The 15271-nt window shown below is 65.7% G+C and carries 13 protein-coding genes; 4 read left to right on the top strand and 9 right to left on the bottom strand.

Going from position 1 to position 15271, the window contains the following annotated elements:
- The first annotated feature begins 157 nt into the window (after positions 1-157).
- The 4 genes from ACRQ5Q_RS30475 to cnbZ are packed head-to-tail and all read left to right on the top strand — an operon-like array spanning position 158 to position 5148.
- A complete protein-coding gene (locus tag ACRQ5Q_RS30475; protein ID WP_439393645.1) occupies positions 158-2758 on the top strand; it encodes an ATP-binding protein in 2601 nt (866 codons plus the stop codon).
- Positions 2755-3144, top strand: a complete 390-nt coding sequence (locus ACRQ5Q_RS30470) for a response regulator (RefSeq protein WP_439374127.1) — start codon at positions 2755-2757, stop codon at positions 3142-3144. The genes ACRQ5Q_RS30475 and ACRQ5Q_RS30470 overlap by 4 nt, the downstream gene beginning before the upstream one ends.
- Positions 3141-4391 carry an adenylate/guanylate cyclase domain-containing protein gene (locus ACRQ5Q_RS30465; protein WP_439374128.1) on the top strand — a complete coding sequence of 417 codons (1251 nt, stop codon included), beginning with the start codon at positions 3141-3143 and terminating at the stop codon, positions 4389-4391. The genes ACRQ5Q_RS30470 and ACRQ5Q_RS30465 overlap by 4 nt, the downstream gene beginning before the upstream one ends.
- A gap of 10 nt (positions 4392-4401) precedes the next feature.
- Positions 4402-5148, top strand: coding sequence for a 2-amino-5-chloromuconate deaminase CnbZ (gene cnbZ, locus ACRQ5Q_RS30460; RefSeq protein ID WP_439374129.1), 747 nt, complete (start codon positions 4402-4404; stop codon positions 5146-5148).
- A 65-nt stretch (positions 5149-5213) separates the two neighbouring features.
- On the opposite strand, the gene ACRQ5Q_RS30455 is transcribed toward cnbZ, so the two are convergent.
- The 9 genes from ACRQ5Q_RS30455 to ACRQ5Q_RS30415 all read right to left on the bottom strand — a co-directional run bounded on the left by ACRQ5Q_RS30455 (position 5214) and on the right by ACRQ5Q_RS30415 (position 15267).
- Positions 5214-6101, bottom strand: coding sequence for an ABC transporter permease (locus tag ACRQ5Q_RS30455; protein ID WP_439393643.1), 888 nt, complete (start codon positions 6099-6101; stop codon positions 5214-5216).
- Between the two features lie 3 nt (positions 6102-6104).
- Positions 6105-7046: an ABC transporter permease gene (locus ACRQ5Q_RS30450; protein ID WP_439374131.1), complete on the bottom strand. Its 942-nt coding sequence runs from the start codon at positions 7044-7046 to the stop codon at positions 6105-6107.
- A 10-nt stretch (positions 7047-7056) separates the two neighbouring features.
- Positions 7057-8568: an ABC transporter substrate-binding protein gene (locus tag ACRQ5Q_RS30445; protein WP_439393641.1), complete on the bottom strand. Its 1512-nt coding sequence runs from the start codon at positions 8566-8568 to the stop codon at positions 7057-7059.
- A gap of 22 nt (positions 8569-8590) precedes the next feature.
- On the bottom strand, positions 8591-9697 hold the full coding sequence (locus tag ACRQ5Q_RS30440; RefSeq protein ID WP_439393639.1) for an ABC transporter ATP-binding protein: 1107 nt from the start codon (positions 9695-9697) through the stop codon (positions 8591-8593).
- Positions 9697-10686: an ABC transporter ATP-binding protein gene (locus ACRQ5Q_RS30435; RefSeq protein ID WP_439374134.1), complete on the bottom strand. Its 990-nt coding sequence runs from the start codon at positions 10684-10686 to the stop codon at positions 9697-9699. The genes ACRQ5Q_RS30440 and ACRQ5Q_RS30435 overlap by 1 nt, the downstream gene beginning before the upstream one ends.
- Entirely contained in the window at positions 10683-11393 is a 711-nt protein-coding gene (locus ACRQ5Q_RS30430; protein WP_439374135.1) for a DUF1028 domain-containing protein, read from the bottom strand. Before ACRQ5Q_RS30430 ends, ACRQ5Q_RS30435 begins: the two co-directional genes overlap by 4 nt.
- A 9-nt stretch (positions 11394-11402) precedes the next feature.
- Positions 11403-13208: a gamma-glutamyltransferase family protein gene (locus tag ACRQ5Q_RS30425; RefSeq protein WP_439393637.1), complete on the bottom strand. Its 1806-nt coding sequence runs from the start codon at positions 13206-13208 to the stop codon at positions 11403-11405.
- An 86-nt stretch (positions 13209-13294) separates the two neighbouring features.
- On the bottom strand, positions 13295-14284 hold the full coding sequence (locus ACRQ5Q_RS30420) for an ABC transporter ATP-binding protein (RefSeq protein ID WP_439393635.1): 990 nt from the start codon (positions 14282-14284) through the stop codon (positions 13295-13297).
- Positions 14281-15267, bottom strand: a complete 987-nt coding sequence (locus tag ACRQ5Q_RS30415; RefSeq protein WP_439393634.1) for an ABC transporter ATP-binding protein — start codon at positions 15265-15267, stop codon at positions 14281-14283. Before ACRQ5Q_RS30415 ends, ACRQ5Q_RS30420 begins: the two co-directional genes overlap by 4 nt.
- Positions 15268-15271 lie beyond the last annotated feature (4 nt).

Here is a 15271-nt window from a genome sequence, read left to right as displayed (position 1 = left end):
GGAAGCAAGCCAATCGGAGGGCGGCAACGGCGGGTCCGCTGCCGCCTTTTTCGTTGTTCCCGGCGCCGGTTCTGATGCGACAGCCGAAGCCATAAGGCGGGCCCTTGGCCGCGCGGGCGAGAGACAAGGTCGGGTCTTCTTGCTAGATTCCGCGGAAATGACCCTCTCCCTCCATCCCGACACCCCGCAAGCCACGAGGTCGCCGAGCACGGCCACGGATCGCGTCGTGCCGGGTGAGGGAGCGGGGCGGGGGATCAGGACCCGGCTGTTTGCCAAATACGTCGCACTGTTCGTGGCGGTCGTCGCGGTCGCGCTGCTCGCCAACGGGCTGTTCGAGGTCTTCTTTTACTATCGCGAGCACAAGGCCTCGCTGATCCGGGTTCAGCATGAGCAGGCCGAGGCGGCCTCGGCCAAGATCGGCCAGTTCGTCAAGGAGATCGAGAACCAGCTCGGCTGGACGACGCAATTGCCCTGGTCGGCGGGCTCGATCGAGCAGCGCCGGTTCGACGCGCTGCGGCTCTTGCGCCAGGTGCCGGCGATCACCGAGCTCGCCCAGGTCGATGCGACCGGCAGGGAGCGGCTGCGCGTGTCGCGGCTCGCGATGGACGCGATCGACAGCGGGATCGACTTGTCCGATGACCCCAAGTTCACCCAGGCCGTCGCGCACAAGGTGTTCTACGGGCCGGTCTACTTTCGCAGGGACTCCGAGCCCTACATGACGCTGGCGCAGGCGGGGTCGCGCAAGGACGCTGGCGTCAGCATCGCGGAAGTCAACCTGAAGCTGATCTGGGACGTCGTGTCCCAGATCAAGGTGGGCCAGCACGGGCACGCTTACGTCGTCGGCCCGGAGGGGCGGCTGATTGCGCATCCGGATATCAGCCTCGTTCTGCGCAACACCGACATGTCGAACCTTGCGCAGGTGCGCGCCGCGCTGGCCGGGGGCGGGGGGACTGCTGACGCGCTCTCCGAGGCGCGCAACATCCAGGGCCAGAAGGTGCTGACCGCATGGGCCCCGATCGAGCCGATGCACTGGACCATGTTCGTCGAGCTGCCGGTCGAGGAGGCCTATGCGGCGCTCTATGCCGCGCTGGAACGGCTCGCATTCGTGCTGCTCGCGGCCTCGGTCTTCGCGGTGCTGGCCGGGATCTTCCTGGCGCGTCGCATGGTCGGGCCGATCCAGGCGCTGCGCAGCGGTGCCGAGCGGATCGGCGGGGGCGATTTCGCCCAGCGCATCTCGATCAAGACCGGGGATGAGCTGGAGGGGCTGGCGGACCAATTCAACCACATGGGCGAGCGCTTGCAGCAATCCTATGCCGACCTGGAGAACAAGGTCGAGCAGCGGACCGCCGAATTGAGCGAGTTGCTGCAGCAGCAGACAGCGACCTCTGAGGTGTTGGAGACCATCAGTTCGTCCGCGGGCGAACTCCAGCCGGTCTTCAACAAGATGTTGGCCAATGCAACGCGGGTCTGCGGTGCGAGCTTTGGCGTCATGGATCTCTGGGACGGGGAACGATACAATCTCGTATCGGACTACAATCTGCCCCCAGAATTTGCGGCCAGGCGACGGCATGTCGGAATGCTTGCTCCACATCCCGAGAGCGGCCTTGCTGAAGTTGTCAGAACACATCGGGTCGCCCATGTTCTCGATGTCCGTGAAGCCCCTGCCTATCGTGCTGGAGCCGAGATGGCGGTCTTGATTGCTGACGTCGGCGGCGCCCGCACGACGCTTATGGTCCCGCTGTTGCGGGATAACGAGCTCGTCGGCGTGATAACTATCTTTCGTCGCGAGGTTCGTGCGTTCACAGACAAGCAAATCGCCCTGGTAGAGAATTTTGGCAACCAGGCGGTTATTGCCATTGAGAACGCGCGACTGCTCAAGCAGCTTCGCGAACGCACGAGCGAGCTTTCCCAATCTCTCGACAATTTGCGCGCCGCCCAGGATCGTCTGGTGCAGACCGAGAAGCTCGCCTCGCTCGGCCAGCTCACCGCCGGCATCGCGCACGAGATCAAGAACCCGCTCAACTTCGTCAATAACTTCTCCTCGGTCTCGACCGAGCTGATCGACGAGCTCAACGAAGTCCTGCAATCGGTCTCGCTCGACGACAAGACCAAGGAGGAGATCGACGAGCTGACTGCTATGCTCAAGAGCAATCTCGAGAAGGTGGTGCAGCACGGCAAGCGTGCCGACTCCATCGTCAGGAACATGCTGCTGCATTCGCGCCAGGGGTCTGGCGAACATCGCCCCGTCGACATCAATGCGGTCGTGGAGGAGAGCCTCAATCTCGCCTATCACGGTGCGCGCGCCGAAAGGCCCGCCTTCAACATCACACTCGAACGCGCGTTCGACCCCGCCGCCGGCATGGTGGACATCTATCCGCAGGAGATCACGCGCGTCTTCCTCAACCTGATCTCGAACGGCTTCTACGCCGCTGCCAAGCGCAAGGCGAGCGCGGCGGAAGGTTTTGAGCCCACCCTGCGCGCTGCAACGCGGAACCTCGGTGACAAGGTCGAGATCCGGATCCGCGACAACGGCACCGGAATTCCGCCCGAGGTGCAGGAGAAGCTGTTCAACCCGTTCTTCACGACCAAGCCGGCCGGCGAAGGCACCGGGCTCGGCCTGTCCATGAGCCATGACATCGTCGTCAAGCAGCATGGCGGCACGATCGACGTGAAGACCGATCCCGGTGTATTCACCGAATTCATCATCACGCTGCCGCGGACGATGGCAGCTGGCGACACCCCCGGAGGCAAGACTTGAACGTTTACATTCTGGTCGTCGACGACGAGCCCGACGTCGAGCCGCTGTTCAGGCAGCACTTCCGGCGCGACCTGCGCGCCGGCCGTTTCCAGATGGAGTTTGCGCCCTCTGCAGCCGACGCGCTGAGGCGTGCCGCCGAGGTTCGGGATCCTTCGCTGATCCTGATCCTGTCAGACATCAACATGCCTGGCATGAGTGGGCTCGACATGCTGCCGAAGGTGCGCGCCGACTATCCGCATGTCCCCGTCATCATGATCACGGCCTATGGCGACGCCGAGACGCGCCGGAAAGCGATCGAGCGAGGCGCCCACGGGCTTTTGACCAAGCCGATCGACTTTGCGCTGCTGCGCCAGGAGATCGATACGAGGCTCGAGCAAGCCGCATGACTGCGACCATCCTCTTCGTCGACGACGAGCCGGACCTCGAGGCGCTGATCCTGCAGAAGTTCCGCAGGCAGATCCGCGATGGGCAGTTCGCCCTGATGTTCGCCCGCGACGGCCTCGAGGCGCTTGAGGCGCTGGAGCAGAACCCGCATGTCGACATGGTGGTCTCCGATATCAACATGCCACGGATGGACGGCTTGTCGCTGCTGGCGAAGCTCCAGCAGGTCGAGGAGAAGAAGTCGACCATCATCGTCTCGGCCTACGGCGACATGAGCAATATCCGCACGGCCATGAACCGTGGCGCGTTCGACTTCCTGACCAAGCCGATCGATTTCGCCGACCTGGAAACCACGATCCAGAAGACCATCCGCCATATCGATATGCTGCGCGAGGTGCGCCGCCGGCAGATGGAGGCGGAGCGGGCCCATGCCGCGCTGTCGCGCCATTTCTCGCCGGAGCTTGCCAAGCGTCTGGCGGCCAGCGGCGAGGGTGAGGGGATCGAGGTGCAGTGGCGCGACGTCGCGACCATCTTTACCGACATCACCGGCTTCACGTCACTGGTCGAGACGGCGCCGCCCGAGACGCTGGGCCAGCTCCTCAACGAATATGTCGGAGGCATGACCGAGGTTGTCTTCGCGCATGAGGGGACGGTCGCAAAAATCATCGGCGACGCACTCCAGGTGCTGTTCAACGCGCCCGGCGATCAACCCGATTATGCGACACGTGCGATCGCCTGCGCTCATGATCTCGACGCCTGGGCGCAGGACTTTTGCGCACGGCAGAAGGCCAAGGGCGTAAGCTTCGGCGTCACCCGTATCGGCATTCACGCCGGGCCGGCATTGGTCGGAAACTTCGGCGGCAATCGTTTCTTCGACTACACCGCGTATGGCGATACCATCAACATCGCGGCGCGGCTGGAAGCCGCCAACAAACACCTGGGCACGCGCATCTGCGTCAGCGCCGGCGTCGCGAAGGCGGCCGAGAGTTTTCAAGGACGTCCCGTCGGCGAGCTGATGCTGCGCGGACGCAGCGAGCCGCTACGTGCGTTCGAACCACTGCTGCCCGGGCAATTCGAAGCGCCGCAGACGGCGCTCTACGCCGAGGCTTTCGCCAAGATGGAGGCCGGCGACGCCGCAGCCATGCCGGCCTTCGCCGCGCTGGTCGGCATGCATGCCGGCGATTCCCTGGCCGGATTTCACCTGAAGCGCCTTCTCAACGGCGCCAAGGGCATTCGCATGCAACTGGAATAGGAGTTCGTCAATGACGCGTGAATTCTCCGCCGGCAACTATCGTTTCATCCCCTCCGTGTTCCAGTATTCGGCCGGTGCTGCCGCGGATGAGGGCTACGAGATCGAGCGCGTTCGCTTCGACCGCCTGGTGCCGCTCGCCGAAGGATTTGCGCTGGCCGCAAAATTCATCGAGGCGGCGGGGCGCCCGCTGACGGCATTCTGTGCCTGCGAGCTGCGTTCGCCGGCCGCCTTCAGCGAGGAAGGCTTTCGCGCGTTCAACCTGCATTATGTGAAGACGCTGGCGGAATGGGGCATCTTCGACGGCACCACCAATCCGGTGGCCCGCAGCAATGTCTGTCCGGAGATCGATCCGCCGTCCGAGCCGTCGTTCTACGCGTTCTCCTTCACGCGGCCGGCGAATTCGAAAGCGCCGTCCTTCGTGATTGCCGGTGGCGCGGAGGCACGCGAAGGCAGCGGCACCTACGTCGAACGTACCGTGCGCTACCGCGACCTCAGTCCGGAAGGCCTTCGCGAGAAGGTGCGCTTCACGACGACCTCCCAGATGGAGAACCGGATGGCGGCGTTCGGTTTCGGCTGGAAGGACACCACCGGCGTGCAGGCCTACTCGGTGCACGACTTCCATCACGCGCTGGTCGACGAGCTCGTTCGGCGCGGCGCGCTGCGCTCGGGTCTCACCTGGCATTTTGCGCGCCCGCCGGTGATCGACCTCGAATATGAGATGGATTGCCGGCGCGTGATGCGGGAAGTTGTGATTTGATATCCATCGGCTTGTGATCCTTACCTCTCCCCGTCGGGGAGAGGTGGAGTGACCTCGACACTACCTCAGCGCTGCCGCGGGTCCAGGGCATCGCGCAGGCCGTCGCCGAGCAGGTTCAGTGACAGCACCACCAGGAAGATTGCCAGCCCCGGCCAGATCGCCATCCATGGCGCCTGGGTCAGGAAGCGTTGCGCCGCATTGAGCATGCTGCCCCAGGACGGTGACGGCGGCTGCTGGCCGAGCCCAAGGAACGACAGCGCGGCTTCCGCGATGATGGCTGCGGCGATCGACAGCGTCGCCTGGACCAGCAGCGCGGGCAGAATGTTCGGCAGGATGTGCGAGACCGCGATCCGCCAGGGCGGATTGCCGAGCGCGCGCGCCGCCTCGACATAGTCCTCGGCCTTGACGCTCAACACCTGACCGCGGGTAAGCCGGATAAAAACCGGCGTCGCCGTGATGCCGATTGCGATCATGGCATTGCCGAGGCTCGGACCGAGGAACGCCGCCAGCGCAATGGCCAGGATCAGGAACGGACAGGCGAGCATCGCATCGGTGATCCGGCTGATCAGCGCATCGACGAATCCGCCGCGATAGCCTGCGAGAAGGCCAAGAGGCACGCCGATGCCAAGCGCGATCGCCACCGAAATCAGGCCTGCCAGCAGCGAGGCGCGCGCGCCATAGATGACGCGGCTCAGAATGTCGCGGCCGAGCTCGTCGGTGCCGAACCAGTGCGCGGCTGTAGGCGGCTTGCGCACCAGGCTCCAGCTTGTCGCGAGGGGATCGTAGGGCACCATCAGGGGCGAAAGCAGCGCGAGCAGGATGAAAACGACGAGGACCACGAGGCCCGCGACCGCCGCCTTGCGCTTGAACAGGCGACGCCGTGCCCGGCGCGCCGGACTGTCCAGCTCGCCGGCATCGGTGACGGGGGTGGCCGCGACCACAGCGTCGGTCATGGCCTAGCTCCTCAGCCGCGGATTGACGAGGATATAGGCGACATCGGCGACCAGGTTGAGCGTGATGTAGACTGTGGCGGTCACCAGCACGACGCCCTGCACGACGGCGTAATCGCGGTTGAAGACGGCGTCCACGATCAGCTTGCCGAAGCCGGGAATGGAGAAGATCTGCTCGGTCAGCACCGCACCGGACAACAGCGTGCCGAGTTCGAGCGCGCCGAGCGTGATGATGGGCGTGAGCGCATTGCGCATCGCATGCTTGAGGATCACCGAGCGCTCGGAAAGGCCTTTCGCGCGCGCCGTGCGGACATAATCGCTCTCCAGAACCTGGAGCATGGCGCTGCGGGTATGCCGCATCAGGATCGCGGCGATCGCATTGCCGAGCACGAAAGCCGGCATGATGGTGGCGGCGAGACTCGCGCGCCAGTTCTCGGTCAGCGGCACATAGCCCGAGGCCGGCAGCCAGCCGAGCTCGATCGAGAACAGGAAGATCAGCATGATGCCGAGCCAGAAGTTCGGCGTCGAGATGCCCCACAGCGCGAAGAAATTGGCGCCGTAGTCCCAGGCCGTCCCCTTCTTTACGGCTGCGACGATGCCGGCAGGGATGCCGATCAGGAAGGCGATGATGATCGCCATGGCGCCGAGCTGCAGCGTCACCGGCAGCTTTTGCGCAATCAGCTGGCGCACCGGTACCTTGATGCGCAGCGACTCTCCGAAATCGCCGGACAGCACGCCTTTGGCCCAATAGGCATATTGCATGGGCAGCGGCTGGTCGAGCCGGTATTGATGGCGGATCTGCTCGATGACTGCGGGATCACGCTCTTCGCCCGCCATCACCAGCGCCGGATCGCCCGGCAAGAGTTGCTGGAGCGAGAAGATCAGCACCGACACGAAGAACAGTGTCGGTACGATCTGCACGATGCGGCGGGCGAGGAAGTTCAACATCCTTTTGGCTTCACTTCAGCTTCAACCCGACGACGCGTACCAGCCCGTCAGGCACCTGCTTGTAGCCTTCGAGCTTGGAGGTGTGAGCGATCAGGATGCGGCGATGGTAGACATAGATGATCGGTTCATCCTCCATCACGAGCTTGGTGAGCTTCTCGTAGATCGCCTTGCGCTGCGCCAGCTCGGTCGCGAGCCGGGCGTCGTCGAGCGCCTTGTCGGCCTCCGCGTTGGTCCAGAAACTGTAATTCTGTGGCGCGTCAGTGTGCAGGAAGATGAAGGAGTTGCCGTCGGGATCGATACGGCCGCTCCATTGCAGGTGGAAGGCCTGATATTCGCCGGCCTCGGCCTGCTTCAGCGACGTCGCAAGCTCGGTCACCCTGATCTTCATGTCGAAGCCGGCTTCTGCGGCCATCGACTGGACGACCTGGGCGACGGCCTCGAACTCGGTGCCCCGGGGCACCATGTAGTCGACGCTGATCGGCGGTGTCACGCCGGCCTCCTTCAGCAGCGCCTTCGCCTTGGCGATGTCGCGCGCCCGGACCGGAAAGTTCTGCTGGTAGTAGGGATGGTCCGGGTTGACCCATTGATTGCCCGGCTTGAACTCGCCGTTGAAGGCGACTTGATTGATCGCTTCTCGGTCGATCGACAGATCCAGCGCCTGATGGACCTTCGCCGACTGGCTGAGCGGTCCCTTCGCCTTGTCCTTGCCGATGTTGAGTGTGATGCCCTGATAGCCGAGCTCGATGGCGGTCGCGAGCTTGAGGCGGGAATCGGAGCGCACGTCCTTGATGTCGGTGGCGAGCACACGCTCGATCAGGTCGAGGGCCCCGGATTTCAGATTGGCAAGCCGCACCGTCGCATCGACGATCGGCTGAAACACGATGCGGTCGATGAAGACGTTGTCCTTGTTCCAGTAAGCGGCGAATTTCTCGAAAACCATGCGGTCCTGCTGCACGCGCTCGACGAATTTATAGGGGCCGGCGCAGACGGGGTGCAGGCCGAATTTGTCGCCGGCTGCTTTTGCGGCCTTGGGAGAGACCATCATCCCGGCGCGGTCTGAGAGTTGCGGGATCAGCGGCGAGAACGGAGCCTTCAGGACGAGCTTGATGGTCAGGGGATCAACGACATCGACGTGATCGAGCGATGCGAGTTCCGGTTTCCTGAACGATCCCGGAAAGGTGAGATGTCGCTCCAGGGAGAATTTCGCCGCTTCGGCATCGAGGGCTTCGCCATCATGAAACTTGACGCCCGGCCGCAGCTTGATCGTGACTTCCTTGCCATCCGCCGACGTCTCGTACGACAGCGCGAGCTGCGGCACGATGTTCAGCTTCTCGTCGATGTCGAACAGCTTGTCGCAGAACGATGCGAAGACGATGCGGCCGACATAGGTGCGTGCCATGGTCGGATCGAGGACATCGGGGTCTTCGGCAAGCCCGACGCGCAGCGTGGTCTGGGCCTGCGCGGCAGCCCCGAGCCACATCAGCAATGCGGTCGCCATGGCGGCCGGGCGAAACATTTTCATCGGACAATCCCCGTTGTATCGGCTAGGTCGTTGTTGGCCATGCATCTTGTATACCAACACCGGCCGGGTTCACGCCTTCCGTCTTTCGGCTGAAAGCCGCGACTAATTTTGCCAGGGCCGGCGAGAATCCGGCCGCTGCGGGCAGGATCGCGTCGGCCGCGGGCAGCTCGCTAACGCGATGGCAGGCGGCGGCGTGGCCCGTGCCGTCAGCCACCAGCGCCGGCGCTGAGGTGCGGCAGCGGTCGATCACGAAGGGGCAGCGGGTGTGGAAGCGGCAACCGGCCGGCGGATTGAGTGCGCTCGGGATCTCGTCCTGCAGCACGACCTTCGTCCGCCTGGCATGAGGCTGCGGCAGCGGGATGGCCGACAGCAACGCGCGGCTATAGGGGTGGCGGGGCTCGGCGAACAACTCGTCCGCGTCGGCCTCTTCGACGATGCACCCGAGATTCATCACCGCGACGCGGTCCGCGATGTGCTTGACTACGGCGAGGTCGTGCGACACGAAGATGTAGGCGAGGCCAAGCCGATCCTGCAGCTCGCGCAGCAGATTGAGGATCTGCGAGCGTATCGAGACGTCGAGCGCCGAGACGGGTTCGTCGCAGATGATGAGCTTCGGTTCGACCGCGAGCGCGCGGGCAATGGCGATGCGCTGGCGCTGGCCACCGGAGAACTCGTGCGGATAGCGCCGGGCGAGGCGCGGCTCCAGCCCGACCAGCCGCACGATCTCCGCGACGCGCTCGGGTCGCCGCGCCGCCGGAACGAGATCGTGCAGCGCCAGCGGTTCGGTCAGGATCTGGCCGACCGTCATGCGCGGATTGAGCGAGGCGTAGGGATCCTGGAAAACGATCTGCGCCTCGCGGCGGAAGGCGCGCAAGCCGCTGGCATCGAGCGAGAGCAGGTCGCGGCCGTCGAAGCGCACCGTGCCGGCATCCGGCTCGATCAGCCGCAGCACCAGGCGGCTGACCGTGGACTTGCCGCAACCGGATTCGCCGACCAGCGCCAGCGTCTTGCCGGCCTCCAGCGAGAAGGACACGCCATCGACGGCTTTGACATGGGCCAGCGCCCGGCCGAACAGCGAGCGCTCGGCGACGAAATGCTTGACCAGGCCTTCGACCTCGAGCAGCGCCATCACGCCACCAGCAATTCGAGCGGCGCGCGGATGCAGCGCGAGAGGTGGCCGGCGCTGACTTCGATCAGCGGCGGCGGCGCGTTGGTGCAGGCGTCCAGCACGAAGGGGCAGCGCGCGGCGAAGCGGCAGCCGGCGGGCGGCTGCGCCATGTTCGGGACCATGCCTTCGATCGTTGCGAGCTGCTCGGCGCGGTGGTCGAGCCGCGGGATCGAGCCGAGCAGGCCCACGGTGTAGGGATGCTGCGGCGTGGCGAACAATTCGTCCACCGGCGCGCGCTCGACGATCTCGCCGGCATACATCACCGCGACCTCGTCGCAGACTTCGGCGACGACGCCGAGATCGTGGGTGATCAGGATGATCGCAGCCCCGCTCGCCGCCTTCAGCTCTCGCATCAGCTCCAGGATCTGCGCCTGCAGGGTGACGTCGAGGGCGGTGGTCGGCTCGTCCGCGATCAGGAGCCGCGGGTCGCAGGCGAGCGCCATCGCGATCATCACGCGCTGGCGCATGCCGCCGGAGAGCTTGTGCGGATATTCGTCGATGCGGCGCTCGGGCGAGGGGATGTGGACGCGGCGCAGGAGCTCGATCGCCCGCTCGCGCGCGCTCTTCCGCGAGCCGCCACGGTGACGCAAAATCGTCTCGGTGACCTGGTCGCCGATCGTAAAACTCGGGTTGAGCGACGTCATCGGCTCCTGGAAGATCATCGCCAGCCGGTTGCCGCGCAAATCGCGTAGCGTCTGGTCCGGGGTCTTCAGCAGGTCGAAGCCGTCGAAGCGGATCGCGCCAGTGATCTCCGCGCTCTGCTTTGGCAGCAGGCCCATGATCGCCAGCGACGTCACGCTCTTGCCGCAGCCGGATTCGCCGACGAGGCCGAGCGTCGCACCATTGGCAACGCTGAGATCGACGCTGTCGACGGCGTGGGTGACGCGGCCGTCGTCGCCGTGAAAGCGGATACGGAGATCGCTGATCTCGATGAGGGGGCTGGCGCTCATGATTGCCTTGCGCGCGCTGCTGCGATGCTGGCGTCAATGACGTTGCGATCGGTGTTGCCGGCCGGATTCTGCCGCGTCGGCATGGAGGGGCGGAAGTGCACCCACAGCTCCTGGCTGACGCGCTCGAGCCGTTCGAGCTCGCCGAGCGGATCGGCATGGTCGTCCGCGCGGATGTCGAGCGCCGGCCATTCCTCCTCACCGTGGATCAGCAGCGCGGCGGATTGCTTGCCGCGCTTGTCGCCGCCGGCGGCTTCGCCGGCGCGCATCGCCGCGAGCAGGCGACGCGGGAAGGGCAGGCTGTCATTGGCGATGTAGGTCTTGGCGGTCTCGTCGAGCACGTCGGCGCCGGCGAGCATGTTGCCGGCGATCGAGAAGCCGCTGCCGGCAATGTGGCCGCACCAGTCGACGCAGTCGCGCCCGGTGTGCGCCGCGATCTCGCCGCTGGCATCCATGATGTGGACCTGGCGGCTCTCGCGGCCGTCATCGGTCGCGAGCAGGGTGGCGAGCACGTCGTGGACATTCAAACCTTCGCGCAGCAGCCTGACGCCGTCGATGCCGTAATAGGGATTGACGAAGGCCTGCGTCGCGATCGCGCCGATGCCGGCGGCGATATAGGGCACCCGCGCGCCCACGGCGAAGAAGCGGGTCGCAACCGCAATGCCGAACTGGCCGGTAGCAGGATCGCGCGCGATGATCGACCAGGTCATGTGCTGCCTTCAGCGTCCCGCGGCGTAGCCCTGCATGCCGCGCGGATTGGCGGCGGCGCGGCGGCGTACCCCGACGCGCGAGGCCGCGGTGAGGCGTCCTTCCGACCAGTCGGGGCCGACCTCGACGATATGCCCGCGCTCGCGCAGGTTCTCGATCGTCGCCTTCGGCACGCGGTTCTCGACCACGAGGACGCCGGGCCGCGCGGTGCGCGGCCAGAACGAGATCGGGAAATGCTCGGAATGCCAGGCCGGCGCGTCGATCGCTTCCTGGAGATTGAGATTGCAATGGACGTGGCGCAGGAAGAACTGCGTGATCCACTGGTCCTGCTGGTCGCCGCCGGGCGAGCCCCAGGAGAGGTACGGCTCGCCGTCGCGCAGCGCCATGGTCGGCGACAGCGTCGTGCGCGGGCGCTTGCCCGGGGCGAGCGAGCCCGGCTGATTCTCCTCCAAATCGAACATTTGTGCGCGGCTGCCGAGGCAGAAGCCTAGCTCGGGAATGACAGGCGAGGATTGCAGCCAGCCCCCTGAAGGTGTCGAAGACACCATGTTGCCAGCCTTGTCGATGATGTCGAAATGCACGGTGTCGCCGCGCACCTCGCCGAAGCGCCCTACGGTTGGTTCACCGGCGCCGAACGCGCCAACGGCTTCGCGTTGGCCCTCGGCGCGGCGCAGCTTGACCACGCCGCCGAAGCCCTCGACCGCGCCGGGCCGGAGATCGAGCGAAGCCTTCTCGGTGACCAGCTTGCGGCGCTCATCGTTATAGGCGTCCGACAGCAGCGTCGCGATCGGGATCTCGCTAAATTTGGGATCACCGTAGAATTTTTCGCGGTCGGCGAAGGCGAGCTTGGCGCATTCGATCTGGAGATGGATGAACTCCGGCCCGGTCGGATCGAGCCCGTCGAGCGCAAAGCCCTTCAAGAGTGCGAGCTGCTGCAGCGTCACCGGCCCCTGGCTCCAGACGCCGGCCTTGCAGACGGTGTAGCGCCCGTAATCGTAGGTAAGAGGCGCCTCGACCGTCGGCAGCCAGCGTGCCATGTCATCGGCGGAGAGCACGCCGCGATGTGGCGAGCCGCTGACGTCCATCACCTCCTGGGTGCGGCAGAATTTGTCGATGGCTTCCGCGACGAAGCCTTGCGACCACGCCTTTCGCGCGCGCTCGATTTCGGCATCGCGGCCACCGCCGCCGCTTTCGGCTTCGCTCAGGATCCGCGTGTAGGTCGCAGCCAGCGTCGTGTTGGTAAAGAGCGTGCCGGGTTTCGGCACCTCGCCGTTGGGAAGATAGACCGCGGCCGAGGTCGGCCAGTGCTTGCGGAACAGCTGCTCGACGGTCTTGATCGTCGCGCAGGCGCGCTCGACCAGCGGATAGCCGGCGCGGGCGTAGGAGATCGCGGGCTCCAGCACGTCGCGCACGCGCATCGTGCCGTAGTCGCGCAGCAGCATCATCCAGGATTCGAACGTGCCGGGGACGCAGGCGGCGAGCAGGCCGGTGCCCGGCACCATGTCGAGCCCTTCGCTCTTGTAATGCGCGATGGTGGCGCGTGCCGGCGCCGGGCCTTGGCCGCAGATCACCTCGGTGCGGCCGCGCTTGACGTCGTGCACGATGATCGGGACGTCGCCGCCGGGGCCGTTCAGATGCGGCTCGACCACCTGAAGCGTGAAGGCCGTCGCAACGCCGGCATCAAAGGCGTTGCCGCCCTTCTCCAATATGCCCATGCCGACCGCGGTCGCGATCCAGTGCGTGGTGGCGACGACGCCGAACGTGCCCTCGATCTCGGGCCTCGTCGTGAACGGATCGGGATTGATATTGCTGCCCATGGGACTTCACCACCTTAGTTCCGGCGCGCGCAATTGATCACAGGCGATGCCGCGCCGCCAATGCGCAGGCTGCATGCACGCGCGCATCACGCCGGGACCGGCGCGGTGTTGACTGCGTGGCAGGCGACGCCGTCGATAAGTTCCGGAGTTTTCTTGCGGCAGAGATCGAACGCCAGCGGGCAGCGCGGATTGAAGGCGCAGCCGGCGGGCGGATTGATCGGGTTCGGGATCTCGCCCTTGACCGGGATGCGCTGGCGGCCGCTCATCGCGAGGTCAGGCACGGCCCCAAGCAGCATCTTGGTGTAGGGCATGCGCGGGCGGGAAAACAGCTCGCGTCCCTCCGCGATCTCGACGATGCGGCCGAGATACATCACGCCGACGCGGCTCGCCATGTGGCGCACCACGGCGAGGTTGTGGCTGATGAACATGTAGGTCAGGCCGAACTTGTCCTGGAGGTCGCGCATCAAATTGAGGATCTGGGCCTGCACGGAGACGTCGAGCGCCGAGGTCGGCTCGTCGCAGACGATGAATTCGGCGTCGGATGCGAGCGCGCGCGCAATTGCGATACGTTGGCGCTGGCCGCCGGAGAACTCGTGTGGAAATTTCAGCCGGTCATCCGGATGCAGGCCGACGAGGCTGAGCAGCTCGCCGACGCGGGCCTGGATGTCGCGCTCGCCCTGGATCAGGTCGAAGGCGCGGATCGGCTCGGAGATGATGGCATCGACGCGGAATCGCGGGTTCAGGCTCGCATAGGGGTCCTGGAAGATCATCTGGACGCGGCGGCGCAGCTTGCGCCGTGCCGGCGCCTGCCTGGGGTCGCCCATCGAGACGCCGTCGATCAGCACGTCGCCGGAGCTCGGTGGCAGAAGGCCGACCACCATGCGAGCGACCGTCGTCTTGCCCGAACCGGACTCGCCGACCAGCGCAAAGGTCTCGCCCTTCCGGATGTCGAAGGTGACGCCATCGACGGCCTTGAGGTATTCGAGATGGCCGCCTTCGAGCACGCGGTTGAGCCAGGGTTTTGAGACGTCGAAGACGCGGCGCAGATTTGTCGCCTGGACGAAGGGTGTGCTCATGCCGCGCTCTCCGCCGGCACAGTGTCATAGAGATGGCAGGCGACCGATTGTGCGCCGCGGGGCAGCGGCTCCGGCCGCTCGACACGGCAACGATCGAAGGCGAAAGCGCAGCGAGGGTTGAACGAGCAGCCGCGCGGAATCGCCGACAGGCGCGGCATCGAGCCCGGGATCTGCACCAGGCGCTTGTCCTCGCCGGCAAGCGTCGGGATCGCGCCCATCAGGCCCTTGGCGTAGGGGTGCAACGGGTTCTTCACGACGTCCTGCACCGGTCCGATCTCGGCGACGCGGCCGGCATACATCACCGCGACGCGGTCCGAGGTCTCGGCGATCACGCCCATGTCGTGCGTCACCAGCATCACGGCGGTGCCGTGGTCGCGGCCGAGCCGCTTGATCAGCGAGATGATCTGGGCCTGCACCGAGACGTCGAGCGCGGTGGTCGGCTCGTCCGCGATGATCAGCTCCGGCTCGGCGCAGATTGCGAGCGCGATCACCACGCGCTGGCGCATGCCGCCGGAGAATTCGTGGGGATAGCCGTCGATGCGCTTTTCCGGCGCAGGGATGCCGACCTCCGCGAGCAGGTCGATGGCGCGGCGGCGGGCAGCGGACTCGGAGAGATTAAGGTGGGTCCGGATCGTCTCGACGATCTGGTCGCCGACCTTGTACAGCGGATTGAGCGATGTCAGGGGATCCTGGAAGATCATGCCGATGCGCTTGCCGCGGACGCGGCGCATCCCCTCCGGGGGCAGATTGTCGATCCGCATTCCGGCGAGGCGGATTTCGCCGCCGGCGATGCGGCCGGGGGGATCGATCAGGCCGATCACCGCGAGGCCGGTGACGGACTTGCCGGCGCCGGATTCGCCGACCACCCCGAGCACCTCGCCCTTGGCAATGTCGAAGGACACGTCGTCGATGGCGCGCAGCGTGCCGCGGCGGGAGGCGAACTCGACCTTGAGATTGCGGACGGAGAGAACGGCTTCGGTCATAAAC

The sequence above is a fragment of the Bradyrhizobium sp. PMVTL-01 genome (assembly GCF_051861855.1).
GTDB lineage: Bacteria > Pseudomonadota > Alphaproteobacteria > Rhizobiales > Xanthobacteraceae > Bradyrhizobium.
This window is presented reverse-complemented; position numbering and strand designations above follow the sequence as displayed.

What these genes read in the sequence shown, in the direction of transcription:
- ACRQ5Q_RS30475 (WP_439393645.1), top strand. Translation starts at nt 158, where the DNA reads ATGACCCTCTCCCTCCATCCCGACACCCCGCAAGCCACGAGGTCGCCG.
- ACRQ5Q_RS30465 (WP_439374128.1), top strand. Translation starts at nt 3,141, where the DNA reads ATGACTGCGACCATCCTCTTCGTCGACGACGAGCCGGACCTCGAGGCG.
- cnbZ (WP_439374129.1), top strand. Translation starts at nt 4,402, where the DNA reads ATGACGCGTGAATTCTCCGCCGGCAACTATCGTTTCATCCCCTCCGTG.
- ACRQ5Q_RS30455 (WP_439393643.1), bottom strand. Translation starts at nt 6,101, where the DNA reads ATGACCGACGCTGTGGTCGCGGCCACCCCCGTCACCGATGCCGGCGAG.
- ACRQ5Q_RS30450 (WP_439374131.1), bottom strand. Translation starts at nt 7,046, where the DNA reads ATGTTGAACTTCCTCGCCCGCCGCATCGTGCAGATCGTACCGACACTG.
- ACRQ5Q_RS30445 (WP_439393641.1), bottom strand. Translation starts at nt 8,568, where the DNA reads ATGAAAATGTTTCGCCCGGCCGCCATGGCGACCGCATTGCTGATGTGG.
- ACRQ5Q_RS30440 (WP_439393639.1), bottom strand. Translation starts at nt 9,697, where the DNA reads ATGGCGCTGCTCGAGGTCGAAGGCCTGGTCAAGCATTTCGTCGCCGAG.
- ACRQ5Q_RS30435 (WP_439374134.1), bottom strand. Translation starts at nt 10,686, where the DNA reads ATGAGCGCCAGCCCCCTCATCGAGATCAGCGATCTCCGTATCCGCTTT.
- ACRQ5Q_RS30430 (WP_439374135.1), bottom strand. Translation starts at nt 11,393, where the DNA reads ATGACCTGGTCGATCATCGCGCGCGATCCTGCTACCGGCCAGTTCGGC.
- ACRQ5Q_RS30425 (WP_439393637.1), bottom strand. Translation starts at nt 13,208, where the DNA reads ATGGGCAGCAATATCAATCCCGATCCGTTCACGACGAGGCCCGAGATC.
- ACRQ5Q_RS30420 (WP_439393635.1), bottom strand. Translation starts at nt 14,284, where the DNA reads ATGAGCACACCCTTCGTCCAGGCGACAAATCTGCGCCGCGTCTTCGAC.
- ACRQ5Q_RS30415 (WP_439393634.1), bottom strand. Translation starts at nt 15,267, where the DNA reads ATGACCGAAGCCGTTCTCTCCGTCCGCAATCTCAAGGTCGAGTTCGCC.